We start from the raw sequence: 13,628 nt of genomic DNA on the forward strand, positions 1-13,628 counted from the left end.
CTCGACGTGTGTGACCAGAACCGCGCGTTGCCAAAGGATCAGCGGTTTGTGTGGACAATCCCCGGATGGCCGATGGCGAAGATCCTGGAAGAACCGCAGGATGCCACGCGGCGCGCGCGCGTGCTTGAAGCAATCAAGGAAGGGAGCTTCGTGACGCACGCGCTCCCGTTTACCACGCACACCGAGTCGCTTGAGTTGGAGGACCTTGTGCGCGGATTGGAGTTTTCTTCGCAGGTATCGCGACTGGCCGGGTTGCCGTTGCCGCGCGACGCGAAGATGACCGATGTCCCCTCTCACTCCTGGGTCATGCCGACGCTGCTTAAGCATGCGGGCATCGAGTTCATCCATATGGGCTGCAATTCCGCCAGTCGCGGGCCTGAGTTGCCGCCCGTGTTCTGGTGGGAAGGGCCGGATGGTTCGCGCGTGCTCACCATGTATTCGGTCGACTACGGCACAGGACTCGTCCCTACGCAGAATTGGCCGTACCGCACGTGGCTTGCGCTCATCCACACCGGCGACAACCAAGGGCCGCCAGCCTCGCAACAGATTACCGATATCATTAAGCAAGCGAGCGAGAAACTGCCCGGAGTGAAAGTTCAATTCGGGCGGTTGAGCGTTTTCGCCGACGCGTTGATAAAGGAAAAGGCCGACATTCCGGTCATTCGCGGCGACCTGCCCGATACGTGGATACACGGCGTCATGTCGATGCCCATCGAGAGCGGCATCGCGCGGCGCGTGCGGCCGCAACTTGCCGCCGTGGAGACGCTCGACACGCTGCTTGGATTGTGGGGCATCAATCAAACGGACATCACCGGCGATCTCGCAAAGGCCTATGAACAAAGCCTCCTCTTCGGCGAACATACCTGGGGCTTCGACGCGAAACGCTTCCCGCGCCTCTACGGCGATGCGTGGAAGCTGAAGTATGCCGAGGGGGCCTACAAGGACCTTGAAGCGTCGTGGCAAGAGAAGGGCAACTACGTGTACACGATGTCGAACCTCGTGAAGCCAGCGCTTGCGCAGCGCATGGACGCGTTGGCCAAGGCGGTTAAGAACGACGCACCGCGCATCGTCGTGTTCAATCCGCTGACGTGGCCTCGCGACGGCGAGGTCGGCGTCGAACTCGATGCGCCCCCGAGGGGACGCCTGATCGATGCCGCCACGAACGAAGAGGCCCCATACGATGCGACGGGGCGGAATATTCGCTTCGTGGCGCGGAACGTACCTTCAACGGGGTACCGCACGTATCTGTTCGATGATGCGGCGCCGGCCGCGTCGCCGGCGTTGTCCGTGGACGAATCCGCGCATTGCATGGAGAACGCTCACCTTCGAGTGACGCTCGATCTGAATCGAGGGTGCATAGCATCCATAGTCGACAAGGCGTCGGGCCGCGAACTGGTGGACGCGTCGAACGCGTACGGTGTGGGGCAGTACCTCTACGAGCGTTTCAGTCAGAATGAGACGAGGGCGTATTTCGAGGCCTATTCCAAGAGTCAGGCGGATTGGGCCGTGGGCGATTTCGACAAACCCGGCCTGTTGCCTCCGGACCAAGCGCCGTATCGCGCGTCAACGCCGCAGACATGGAGCGTTTCCTATCCGCGTGGTGAAACCTACGTCGTGGCCGTAATGGAAGCCAAGCCCTCCCCCGAGATACCGCATACGGTGAGGACTGTCGTGACCCTGCTCGCCGACTGCGCCTTTGTCGATGTCGCGTGTTCCATCGAGAACAAGCCCGCCGACCCCTGGCCCGAAGCGGGCTGGCTATGCTTCCCGATGAACGTATCGCAACCCCAGTTCCAACTCGGGCGCTTGGGCGGCATCGTGGACCCCGCGAACGATGTGGTCTACGGCTCCAACCATGATGTGTATTGCCTCAATACCGGCATGGCGGCCTTCGACGCGACCGGCGCGGGCGTCGCGTTGTGTCCGCTGGATTCGCCGCTCGTCAGTCTCGAGCGCCCGGGGCTGTGGCGTTACTCGAAGGACTTCCAGCCCAAAACCGCCACGGCTTTCGTCAACGTCTACAACAATCAATGGAGCACGAATTTCCAGCAATGGGTCGGCGGCACGTGGGCATCGTGTGTGCGTATATGGCCCGTTAATCCAAGCGACGCAAAAGGCGCATGGGTGTCGCGTTCGTGGGAAGCGCGCTTGCCGCTGCTTGCCGCGTGTGCTACAGGAACCGGTGGCGGCTTGCCGTTGTCGCAGCAAGGCGTGCACGTGTCGCGTGAGGGTGTTCTCATGACCGCATTCGGGCGCAATCCGGATGGTAAAGGTCTCGTGATGAGGTTCTGGGAGCAGGCCGGGCAAGGCGGACCGCTCACCGTCACGTTGCCGGAAGCGTGCGCGAAGTTCACGCGTATCCGCCCCATTGATCTGCGTGGAACGCCCGCGAAGGAACATCCTCGGACTTCGGATCATCGGTTGAGCATTGACTTGCCGCCTTATGCGCCGGCAAGCTTCGTTCTTGCAGACAGATAACACCTTGTGATCGCGCAACACACCGGAAGGAAATGCGATGTTACGAAGAAGCGTATCAAACGCAACGCAGTATGCTATCAGGAGGTTCTTGGTCGTGCGTGCATTTGAACGATGGCTTATCCGAAGCGCGTTCGCCTGTGCTCTATTGACCCTGCACGCCTTTGCTCAAGGCCCCGGTTTCCACGTGGATGTGTTTCCCGATAGCGAGACATACCCGCGCAACAGCGAAGGCTCGATCATTGAGTTAACCGATGGGCGGTTGTATCTCGTCGGCACGCGCTTCTACGGCGGCCTGGCTGACGAAGCGGCGGCGAACATCGTGTCGCGCATTTCGAGCGATGGAGGCAGCACGTGGTCGGAGCCGGTTGTTATTCAAGAGAATGTGGGCACGCAAAATGTGATGTCGGCCAGCCTCCAGCGACTGACTGCCGAGCGCACGCCCGACGGCAAACGTGGTGCGGGACCCATCGGTCTCTTCTATCTCGTGACCAACAGCGAAGTGGATTTGAAGGTCTACCTGCGCACCAGCACCGATGAGGCCAAGACGTGGTCAGAACCGCTCTGCGTTACGAATCGCCCCGGTTACCACGTCATGAACAACGACCGCGTCGTGCGCCTTAGCACGGGGCGTCTGCTTTGCCCTGTTGCCTGGACCTCTGACTCGGGCAAAGTGAATCACTACACGTCCCTGTGCTTCATCAGCGACGATCAGGGAAGAACGTGGACTGCGGGCACGGGTTCTGTCGATGCGCCCAAGCGCGGCGCAATGGAACCGGAAGTGATTGAGCGCAAGGATGGAAGCGTGTTGATGCTGATTCGCACACAGACCGGCCGCAACTATGCGGCAGTCTCGCAGGATGGAGGCGATTCGTGGGGTGGCGCCGAGCCGTTTGGTCCAGCCGCGCCGGAGGCCCCGTCCACGCTGCGGCGCATTCCGTCAACCGGCGACTGGCTTCTAATCTTCAATCCCGTCACGGATGCTAACGCGGACCACGGTGGTCAGCGGACCCCGCTTTCCTCGGCCATATCGAAAGACGAAGGCAAGACTTGGTCGACAACGCGGGACATCGAGACGCGCGCGGATCAGGCCTTTGCGTATACAAGCTTGATATTCGCGAACGATCGCGCGTTGATGAGTTACTACGTCCATGACACGAATGCCAAGCGGATCGCGACGCGCTTTCGCTCGATTCCGGTCTCGTGGTTCTACGAGGAAGAACCGAATCCGTAGAATCGCTACCCGGCCAATGCCGCGGTGCGCTTCTCGATGCGCTTGCGCTCTTCGTGATCAAGCACGGCCTTGCGCACGCGAATGGACTGCGGCGTCACTTCCACCAACTCGTCCGGCGCAATCCATTCCAGCGCCGTATCCAGCGTCAGCGTGCGCGGCACGTCAAGCTGCGCAACGTGGTCCTTGCCCGCGGCGCGGTGGTTGGTGAGCGCTTTCCGTTTCGTGGGATTGCACGGCAGGTCGCCGGGGCGCGAATTCTCGCCGATGATCATGCCGGTATAGACTCGCTCCATCGGCTTGACGAACAGCGTGCCGCGCTCCTGTAAATTGTCCAGGCTGTAACTTGTGATCTCGCCCGTGTCCATGCTGATCATCGACCCGCGCTGGCGCGCGACGACTTCGCCGCACCACGGCTCGTAGCCGGTGAAACGCGACGACATAATGCCAAGTCCGCGCGTGTCGGTGAGGAATTCGTTGCGATAGCCGATCAGACCGCGCGTCGGGATCTTGAATTCAAGCCGCAGCAGGCCCGTGCCCGCGTTGTGCATGTTGAACAACTCGCCCTTCCGCTTGGAGATCTTCTCGATCACCACGCCCTGGTAGTCGCCGGGAACATCGATGATCAGCTCTTCCATCGGTTCGAGCAACTGGCCGTTATCGTCGGTGTGCGTGATGATCTCCGGAGCGGAAACGCACAGCTCGAGTCCTTCGCGCCGCATCTCTTCGATGAGAATGGCGAGGTGAAGCTCGCCGCGTCCGCTCACTTTCACGCCATCGGCGCGCCCGAGATCTTCCACGCGCAACGCAACGTTGGTGCGCAACTCGCGGTCAAGCCGCTCCTTGATCTGGCGCAACGTGACGGCCTTGCCTTCCTGTCCGGCAAAAGGACCCGTGTTCACGCAGAACAGCATGGACACGGTGGGCTCCTCGATCTCAAGCGGCGGCAACGCCGGGTTCTCCAATTCGGGCGCGGAGAACGTGTCGCCGATATGGATGTCTTTGGGTCCCGCGATGGATACGATGTCGCCCGCGCACACTTCGTCGGTATCGATGGATTCCAGGCCGCGCGTTACCCATAGGTGTGTGGCGCGTTCTTCCTGAACGTTAACGATCTCCCAACCATGCGCATCGTCGTAGCCTTTCCAGCGTGTTGTCGTGCGAATGAAGTTAGGTCCTTTGCGCAACCGGCCCTGCAAAACGCGTCCGCATCCGACACGGCCGATGTGGTCTTTCCAGGTGATCGTGCAGACCTGCATCAGAAATGGCGCGTCGAGATTCACGTTGGGCGCAGGGACCTTTTCGACGATAGTCTCGAACAAGGCATCCATGCCCGAGCGGTCATCGGTTACCAGATTGCGCACAAACCAGCCGTGCAGGCCTGAGCCGTACAAGACCGGGAAATCCGCCTGCTCGTCGGAAGCGCCCAACTCGAGAAACAGATCGAACGTTTTATTGAGCGCGCTGACGCTGTCCGCGTTGGGTCGATCGGCCTTGTTCACGATGACAATCGGCTTCAGGCCAAGCTTAAGCGCGCGCATCAGCACGTAGCGCGTCTGCGGCATGGGTCCTTCGTTTGCATCGACCAGCAGCAACACGGAATTGACCATCGACAGCACACGCTCGACCTCGCCCGAGAAATCAGCGTGACCGGGCGTGTCGATGATGTTGATAAGGTATCCGCCCCACTCAACCGTGCAATGCTTCGAGCGAATGGTAATACCGCGCTCCCGCTCGATTTCGTTGTTGTCCATCACACGCTCGGCAACGCGCGCGTTCTCGCGAAACGTGTGCGCGGCGCGGAAGATCGAATCGATCAGCGTCGTCTTGCCGTGGTCGATGTGGGCAACAATAGCCAAATTACGAATCTTGTCTGGGGAAGTCATGGGGGCGATTTAATCCTTCGTGTACAGGCGGTGACAAATGCAGGCAGCCGTTCCTGAAGACGAAATAGTATACTTGGGTTCTGTTTCCGCTTCAATAGCGGAGTGTATGATTGTTGTTGTTGAGTCGAATCGGAGGCCTATCGCACTTTGCGCAGATTGCGCAAAGGCTTGCCGGGGCGCGTGTTGCAACGCGCCATTGACGCGACCCCTCCAAAACCGTAAAGATCCCGCGATTCAAAAGGAAACGCGGCGAACCATCAAGGAAGAGCATGAAGGTCGAATTCGAGCGAACGTTTCGCGTGCGCCACTACGAGTGCGACGCATACGAAGACGCTTTCTATACCAGCTATTTGCGCTACACCCAGGAAACGGCGATGGACGCGTCGGCCTCCTTGGGCTTCGACGGCCCGTGGTACGCCGAGCGCGGTACCGTTTGGCTCGTGCGCGACACCGAGATCGAGTATCTCCGCCCGGTGCGCTACGGCGATTCCGTCGTTGTAAAGACATGGGTCGAGAACGTGCGCAAGGTGATGTCAAAACGCGCCTACGAACTGCGGAACTCGAACTCCAACGAGGTTGTGGCGCGGGCCGCAACGGATTGGGCCTACCTCGATGTCAAAACCGGCAAACCGGCGCGAATCCCCGACGAATTCACCGAAATGTTTCTTGCGTCGGGCGGCGGCAGCGCCAACAACAACCGCGAACGTTTTCCCGATCCGCCTGCCCCCGCGGGGCGTGTGTTCAAGCAACACCGGCGCGTTGGCTGGCGTGATGTAGACCCCGCGCAGCACGTAAACAACACGGTCTACCTCGCGTACGCGGAGGATTGCGCCGTCGAGGCCGCGGTAAGCGCAGGCTGGACACCGGAGCGCATGCGCGCGGAGGGCGTATGGTTGATTGCGAGGAAGCACCGCATCGAGTACCGGCAACCCGCCGTGCTGGCGGACGACCTGGAGGTGGCCACCTGGGTTTCCGACGCAGGAGAGGACCGCTTCGTGCGTCATTACGCGATCACGCGTATCGGCGACGGTGTCGTGCTGGCGCGTGCGCGCGCGGAACTGGCATGTATCGAGCCGGAGAAACGAGAAGCTATGCCTATGCCTGAATCGCTACGCAATGCACTAATCGACTGAAAGAGAACCTGATGACCGAACTCCAAATCGAATCTGTACGGTCCGCGGCGGTGAAGGCTGTTGAGGACTCCAAAAGTCCGGGCGCTGTCGTCTATGTAGGAGACTCCGAAAAGACGTACGTGTTTGAGGCGATTGGCAATCGCGCCGTGAAGCCGCGCGAAGAACCTGCCACGAAAGATACGATCTACGATCTCGCGTCGCTCACCAAAGTAATTGCGACAACAACGTCGATCATGTTGCTGCATGAAGAGGGCAAGATCGATCTCGATGCGCCCGCGTCGCACTACGTGCCCATTCCCGCGTTTGGCGCGTTTACCATCCGCCACTGCCTGACGCACACGTCGGGACTGGTCGCGCTGATGCCTTTCTACAAAGAGTGCGACTCCGTGGATGAAATGCTTCAGAAATATGCGGGCGAGCCGCTGAAGTGGCCGCCGGGCACGCGCTGGAAGTACTCGGACGCGGGATTCCTGCTGCTTGGACGCACCGTCGAACTGACGGCGCGCGATTCGCTGGCGTCGTTCACGCGCAAACGCATCTTCGAGCCATTGGGGATGCGCGACACCATGTACAAGCCGCCAAAGGAACTGGCGGCGCGTTGCGCGCCGACGGAGCAGTGCGCGTGGCGAAAACGGATCCTGCGCGGCGCAGTGCACGACGAGAACGCGTTTGCCATCGGAGGAATCGCCGGACACGCGGGCCTCTTCAGCACGGCGGATGACATCGCGAAGTTCGTGCGTGCCTTGCTTGCAGGAAAGATACTCAAACCAGAGACGCTTGAGACCATGTTGCGCCTGGATCAGACTCCCGTCTGGCCTTGGCAGGGCATAGGCTGGCAACTGGACCCCTGGACTTCGAAGAACTGGGGCTTCCTGACCTCGCGCACGGCGTTTGGGCACACGGGGTGGACCGGCACAAGCCTTTGGACTGACGCCAAGACGGGTCTTTTCGCCATTCAACTCGCCAACACCTGCCACCCATCGAGAACAACCCGCGACAACGAAACGTTGCGCAACGTGTTCTCCATCGGCGTGTCACGCGCGGCCTACCCCAACACAACCAACGCGCACTCGGGGCTGGACCGTCTCGTCCGCGAAGACTTCGATCCGTTTCGAGGCAAGCGCATCGCGCTATTGACGCACCATGCTGCGGTGGACCAATTGGGGCGGCACATACTCGACGTGTTCAAGCTCGCTCCAGACGTGACGCTCCAAGTCTTGTATAGCCCGGAGCACGGCCTGCGGGGAACCGCCGAGGCCGGAGAAAAAGTGGGATCCGAAAAGGGCGCCGTTCCGCTGATCAGCTTGTACGGCAATCGGACTGCGCCCACTCCCGAAGAACTGAAAGGGGTCGATTACTTCCTGGTCGATCTGCAGGACGTTGGTTCAAGGTACTACACCTACGCGGCGACGATGAAAGCGTGCATGGAAGCCTGTGCCGCCGCAGGCGTGACGGTGATCGTGCTGGACCGCCCCAATCCCGTCGGCGGAAACGTACTGGAAGGTCCCGTCGCGACAAGTGCTACCAGTCCGGTGTGTTGGGGGAAGGTTCCCATCCGGCACGGGATGACGCTGGGAGAAGTCGCGGCCTACTTCCAGAAGTACGAGCTCAGCGGCAAAGTCTCGCTCGACATCAAGACGCTCGACGCATGGGAACCGGTTCGCTACTTCGACGAGTGTGCGCTGCCGTGGATTCCCCCTTCGCCCAATATCCCGAATCCCAACACGGCGCTGCTTTACGTTGGAATGTGTCTGTTTGAAGGCACGAATCTCAACGAAGGCCGTGGCACGGATACGCCGTTTGAAGTCGTTGGCGCGCCGTGGCTCGACGCGAAACAGGTCATCCATTCGTTGTCCGAGTCCGACGTGCCCGGTTGCAGTCTTGAGCCGATCGAATACACCCCGCGCAGTCTTCCGGGCAAGGCGTCAAGTCCGCGGTTCATGGATGAGTCGTGCAGGGGCATTCGTGTTCGCATCACGGATCGCGCGACGGCACGCCCGTTCACGGCAGCCGTCGCGCTGATTTCGGCCATCCATCGAAAACACGGACGGCGCCTCAAATGGAGCGAACACTTCGATGTGCTCACGGGTTCGGGCGATCTCCGGAAACGCATTGAGCAAGGCGCTTCAGCAAGCGACATCGTGAATTCGTATGCCGAGCCGCTGAAAGCCTTCGATGAGTTGCGTCCAAAGTCCTATTTGCCTGTGGAGGAGAAATCTGTCCCCGTGACGAAGTAGCGCGGCCGATTCATATCTCCAGCTTTGAAGCATAGAGGTGTGTGGACGTAGTCGTGGGAATCTCCGCTCGGCGCGGAATTACGCGATAGGCTGATCGGCCTTGTACATCACCGTAAACAGGAGATCGCCAGACCCCGCCCGGCCACCGTGTTCGTGGCTGAGCACGGTTTGAAGCCCAACAACCTCGACCTTGTTCCTGAGAATCCAGGTGTTGACGGCGTTGTCGATTTCGGCAGGCTTGTCCTCGTATCCTTTAAAGGTCTTGACGAAGATCATGTATTGCTCCTTGACGTTTCGGTGATTGACTCGAAGTGTAGCAAGATTGGGGCATGTTTTTCATGGGGCCGGGCACATTGCGACCGAAGTTTCTCGGGGGCCTTCTATTACTTCTGACCGTTGGCGCGATGGTCTCCGTATTCGGGCGTTCGTACTGGGTTCCGCTGTATTATCGGCTCATGGGATCGCGAAACATTGCAGACGTCATTGCGGAGTTGGAGCCGAGAGCGGGCGCCGTTTGGCGCGACCACTGCGCGCAGCAGGGCGTGGCTTTTCCACCCAAGTCCGTCACGCTGGTTTGCATAAAGGAAGACAAAATGATCGAAGTCTGGGCGGACGGCGCGCCTGCTCACAAACTTGCGACGCTTGCGCTCACCGCATACAGCGGCAAGCCCGGCCCGAAGCTCCGAGAAGGCGACCTGCAGATACCGGAAGGCATCTATCCGCTGACGGTTCTAAATCCCAACAGTTCGTTTCATCTTTCCATTCGCGTCGGCTATCCCAATGCTTTTGACAAATCATGGGCAAGGGAAGAAGGACGCACGAATCTTGGCGGCGACATCTATATTCACGGCAAAAGTGCGTCCGTGGGATGCATGGCGATTGGCGATGCGGCCATTGAAGAACTCTTCTATTTGGCGCATGCCGTTGGCTTGGCGAATACACGAATAATGGTCATTCCGAACGACTTCCGAAAGACCGGCGTCCCCGATGCTCAGTCTATGCCTGCCAAGGTGCATGAACTGTACGGAACGATCGAAGCGGAGCTGAACGCATACCGTGAGACGGTTGTTAAGGAGGGAACATGACTGGTCCACGGCCTGTTCGAGTCGAAGAGCTTCCGTCGCTCCGAGCATTGGTGAACAGCGTATTTCTTCCGGATTCGGCCAACGACATGTTCCAATTCTTCCCGCAACTGTTCAACGAACAGAACTGCGGCAATCTGTTGGTATTTGAGGAAGCGGGCCGCGTGATTTCCCACGTTGGCAGAACGCAACGTTGGGCATCGCTCGCGGGAAGTCTCGTTCAAGTGGCGTGCATCGGCGCGGTGTCGACGTACCCCGAGTATCGCAATCAACACCTCGCGTCCACGTTACTGCAATCTGCTTGTGACCAAGCGATTGCGGCCGGTGTGGACTTCATGATGATATCCGGCGGACTCGGCATGTATCGCCGGGTCGGCGCGGCGGATGTTGGCCGGGACCATCGTGTCTCGTTGCGTTTGGACGACGCGCGAAGATTGCCGCGCGAAGACCTGTCCATCGCTCCCTTCTCGGAATCGGATATCGAATTCTGCGAACGCGCCTACGCGCGCAAATCGGCGCGGTTCGTACGCACACGCGACGACTGGGAATGGTTCCTTCGCTCTCGTTCCTGCATGACGCACATCGCTGACCTCTGGGTGGTTCGTGTTGACGACGTGCCGTGCGCTTACATCGCCTCCTACAAACCCGCCGATGACTCGGAGGTCTTTGTCGTGGAACACGCGGGCGACGAGACCGCAGTCGCGGGCGCCTTGTGGAACGTTGCGGTGCAGTCCGGCGCGGATTCCATCGGCATCCACGTTCAAGCAGAAGAGCCGTACCTGCGCCAACGGCTGGTGGACGCCGGCGGCCGTCCAGAGACCAATCACTCGATGGGCACACTGCTCTTGCTCAACATACCGCAGCTAATCGAGCGGATGCGTCCCTGGTTCGAGACGCGTATCGGCATGAAGGCCGCGCACGATCTTCGTGTCACGCAAGATGGCGAAGCCGTCACGTTTTCCGTGTGCGGGGAATCCTGCACCGTATCGGGAAAAGCGGCGGCGGCAGAGTTCATCTTCGGGAATCATGATCGCGCCATGCCGGATGGACTGCTCGGCAGGGTATTTCCCATACCTGGCCTTTGGTACGGGCTCAACTACGTGTGACTGATAGCGCTACGGCGTGGCCGGTGCTTTCACCCGCAGTTTGTCGCCAACCTGCAGACTGTCGCTCTCCAACGCGTTCCACTTCCTCAAGTCGTCCGCGGTGACTCCAAACTTGTCCGCGATCTTCGAAAGGTTGTCACCACGCTCGACGGAGTAAGTATCGGCATCGGCAGGAGGCGCAGGCGCAGGTGCTGCCGCTTCGGCGGGAGGCGTTTCTGCTGGAGCCGGTTGGGTTTCTTCCGCATCCGATTCCTCGGGGGGCGTAAAGTTCTGCGGCACGTTTACGATAAGCAACTGATCCACCTGCAGACTCGTATCAGGCAGGCCGTTCCATTCCATTAGGTCTTGGTAGGTGACATTGTACTTCTTCGCAATGTTCGCCAGATTCTCCCCGCGCCTGACCTTGTGCGTCAGAGCCTTGGTACCTTGCGGGGCGGGAGCTGTCGCCTCGTGAGGCGGCTCCTCGTCCGGCGGCTGCGCCGTCGGCGGCACACTCGGATCCGGCGCAGTCTCAGGAGCAGGTGCGGCAGGCGCGGGCTCGGGCGCTGCAACGGGCTCCGCAGGCGCTGGCGCAGGGGCTTCGGGAGCCGGCGCCGGAGGCTCGGGAGCTGGAGTCGGAGTTTCGGGAGCCGGCGCCGCAGGCTCGGGAGTTGGAGTCGGAGTTTCGGGAGCCGGTGCCGGAGTCTCGGGAGCCGGTGCGGATTCTGTGGGTTCTCCGGCAGGGTAAATTTTCAGCTTCTGTCCGACGCGGACACTCGTCTTCTTCAGATCGTTCCACTTCACGATCTGCTTCGTCGTTACGCCATATTTGGACGCGATCTTCGACAGCATGTCGCCCTTTTCAACGACGTGAACAATCTCGGTGCCAGGCGCGGCACTACCTTCCGGCGCCGTTGCATCCGCATCGGTCTTCGCGTCGTCCTTCTTCGGAAGCTGACGCAAGGTTCCTTCAAGGCGAGGAGGCGCCTTCAGCCATTGCTGCCAGCCATCCAACCGCTTCTTGCTCTTGGACAACGTTGCGCGCGACAGCGTGGGGTTTTCCTCATAGATCTTGCCGGGCTCAGGCTGCGTCACAGCATCGGCCGGCGCAGCGTCACCGGCGGTCACGGCGGCTTCAATTGCCGCGCACACGCCGTGCAGCGCTTCCGGAGAGACGTTCTGCACAATCGCGGCATCGCAACCGGCTTTCAACGCCGCGATGACTGCCTTGTCGAGCGGGACGGTCTTCGCGATCGCGCCAAGCGACATGTCATCCGCGATGACCACGCCGCGATAGTCCCACATCTCTTCGCGCACGTTGCGGCCCACGATCACCGGAGAAATCGACGCGGGGCGATCGGGATTCTTGTCGTCGAGCGCGGGAACGAGAATGTGCGAAACCAGGATCCCCGGAATCTTGACGCTCGCCGCCTGCTGGAACGGAAACACGACTTCCGCCAATTCGGAAGTGGACTTCTTGTTCAGCGCCGGTTTGTCGTTCAGATCCTCCGGGCAACCGCCAATGCCGGGATAGTGCTTCACAACAGGGATAACGCCCGCGGACGTTAATCCGTCGGCAAACGCCAAGCCTATTGCGGTAACCATACCGGAATCAGAACCGAACGTGAGCGATTTCATCGCGTCGCCCGCAGTCGGCTCGTAAATGTCCAGGGAAGGTCCCAACAAGACGCCAATACCGGCGCTCGCACACACGGATCCGACAGTGCGCCCGGCCATTCGGGCATACTCGAGATCGCCTTTCTTCTGACACTCTTTGGCGACTTCAGGCGGGCTCAGGTTCTTCTTCAAACCAAGCTTCTTCAGCACTTCGCTTTCATCGTCGGCAGCGATGATCGGCAGACTGGCGATATCCGTTCCGAGACCCACCGCCTCTTTGATCGCGGTGACCAGCGCGGCGGTCTGCTCTTTCGATTCGATATTGGCCGAAGTCAACAAGACGCCGCCGGGTTTCAGATCGGCAAGCAACGTCTTCGTTGCATCGTCGAGCTTCGTGCCTTGCACTGTCACGATGAGATGGCGGGCAGGCCACAAGTCTTCAAGGGCATCCATTTCGCTGGGCGGCGTCTGCGGCTCGGCAGGTTCACCGGAAATAGACGCAGGCGGATTGGAAGGCCCGGCCGACTCCGAAGGCGTCGCCTCCGGCGCTGTTGTCTCGGGTCCCGGGCTGGTGTTCTCGCTTACGTCTATCGGGGCAGGTGTCTGAGACCTTCCATAAAGCCCGTAACACAAGGCGAAACCGGCCAGGAAAGCCAGCACCGGGATGAGTATCAGCCGGAAGGACAAATAGGGTTTGCGTTTGCGAACGTAGACTTCCACGATCCCTCTCCGCTTGACCGTCACGCGATGTCGACGGTATCACCGCCCCCACGAATGGGAATGGCTGGATGTAGCCTCCGGCCCTTGTGCTTGCGCTGCACAAAAGCCGCCGCCAGTTTGATGAGCCATAAACCGTAACACATTATGCAGGAATGGGTCCAT

General features: G+C 60.1%; 9 protein-coding genes. 6 read left to right on the top strand and 3 right to left on the bottom strand.

Annotation, left to right across the window (positions count from 1 at the left end; genetic code table 11):
- Together K1Y02_10660 and K1Y02_10665 are read left to right on the top strand one after the other, a co-directional pair.
- A partial coding sequence (locus K1Y02_10660) for a hypothetical protein (GenBank protein MBX7256814.1) occupies positions 1–2,478 on the top strand: 2,478 nt, incomplete at its 5' end.
- Positions 2,479–2,572: 94 nt separating this feature from the next.
- On the top strand, positions 2,573–3,709 hold the full coding sequence (locus K1Y02_10665; protein ID MBX7256815.1) for a glycoside hydrolase: 1,137 nt from the start codon (positions 2,573–2,575) through the stop codon (positions 3,707–3,709).
- A gap of 5 nt (positions 3,710–3,714) precedes the next feature.
- On the opposite strand, the gene typA is transcribed toward K1Y02_10665, so the two are convergent.
- Complete coding sequence (gene typA, locus K1Y02_10670) at positions 3,715–5,592, bottom strand: translational GTPase TypA (protein ID MBX7256816.1); 1,878 nt, start codon at positions 5,590–5,592, stop codon at positions 3,715–3,717.
- A gap of 269 nt (positions 5,593–5,861) precedes the next feature.
- Here typA and K1Y02_10675 point away from each other — a divergent pair, with 269 nt between their 5' ends.
- A complete protein-coding gene (locus K1Y02_10675) occupies positions 5,862–6,725 on the top strand; it encodes a thioesterase family protein (GenBank protein ID MBX7256817.1) in 864 nt (287 codons plus the stop codon).
- An 11-nt stretch (positions 6,726–6,736) separates the two neighbouring features.
- Positions 6,737–8,962 carry a DUF1343 domain-containing protein gene (locus K1Y02_10680; protein ID MBX7256818.1) on the top strand — a complete coding sequence of 742 codons (2,226 nt, stop codon included), beginning with the start codon at positions 6,737–6,739 and terminating at the stop codon, positions 8,960–8,962.
- A gap of 78 nt (positions 8,963–9,040) precedes the next feature.
- Here the strand turns inward: K1Y02_10680 and K1Y02_10685 are convergent, their stop codons facing one another.
- Positions 9,041–9,238, bottom strand: coding sequence for a hypothetical protein (locus tag K1Y02_10685; GenBank protein ID MBX7256819.1), 198 nt, complete (start codon positions 9,236–9,238; stop codon positions 9,041–9,043).
- Between the two features lie 62 nt (positions 9,239–9,300).
- Here K1Y02_10685 and K1Y02_10690 point away from each other — a divergent pair, with 62 nt between their 5' ends.
- Positions 9,301–10,047, top strand: a complete 747-nt coding sequence (locus tag K1Y02_10690) for a hypothetical protein (protein ID MBX7256820.1) — start codon at positions 9,301–9,303, stop codon at positions 10,045–10,047.
- A complete protein-coding gene (locus tag K1Y02_10695) occupies positions 10,044–11,150 on the top strand; it encodes a GNAT family N-acetyltransferase (protein ID MBX7256821.1) in 1,107 nt (368 codons plus the stop codon). Before K1Y02_10690 ends, K1Y02_10695 begins: the two co-directional genes overlap by 4 nt.
- Positions 11,151–11,159: 9 nt before the next feature.
- On the opposite strand, the gene K1Y02_10700 is transcribed toward K1Y02_10695, so the two are convergent.
- Entirely contained in the window at positions 11,160–13,466 is a 2,307-nt protein-coding gene (locus K1Y02_10700; GenBank protein MBX7256822.1) for a LysM peptidoglycan-binding domain-containing protein, read from the bottom strand.
- Positions 13,467–13,628: the final 162 nt, after the last annotated feature.

The sequence above is a fragment of the Candidatus Hydrogenedentota bacterium genome (genome assembly GCA_019695095.1).
Classification (GTDB): domain Bacteria; phylum Hydrogenedentota; class Hydrogenedentia; order Hydrogenedentales; family SLHB01; genus JAIBAQ01.

Excerpts from the sequence above, each read along its gene's own strand:
- K1Y02_10695 (MBX7256821.1), top strand. The coding sequence starts at position 10,044 with ATGACTGGTCCACGGCCTGTTCGAGTCGAAGAGCTTCCGTCGCTCCGA.
- typA (MBX7256816.1), bottom strand. The coding sequence starts at position 5,592 with ATGACTTCCCCAGACAAGATTCGTAATTTGGCTATTGTTGCCCACATC.
- K1Y02_10690 (MBX7256820.1), top strand. The coding sequence starts at position 9,301 with ATGGGGCCGGGCACATTGCGACCGAAGTTTCTCGGGGGCCTTCTATTA.
- K1Y02_10675 (MBX7256817.1), top strand. The coding sequence starts at position 5,862 with ATGAAGGTCGAATTCGAGCGAACGTTTCGCGTGCGCCACTACGAGTGC.
- K1Y02_10685 (MBX7256819.1), bottom strand. The coding sequence starts at position 9,238 with ATGATCTTCGTCAAGACCTTTAAAGGATACGAGGACAAGCCTGCCGAA.
- K1Y02_10680 (MBX7256818.1), top strand. The coding sequence starts at position 6,737 with ATGACCGAACTCCAAATCGAATCTGTACGGTCCGCGGCGGTGAAGGCT.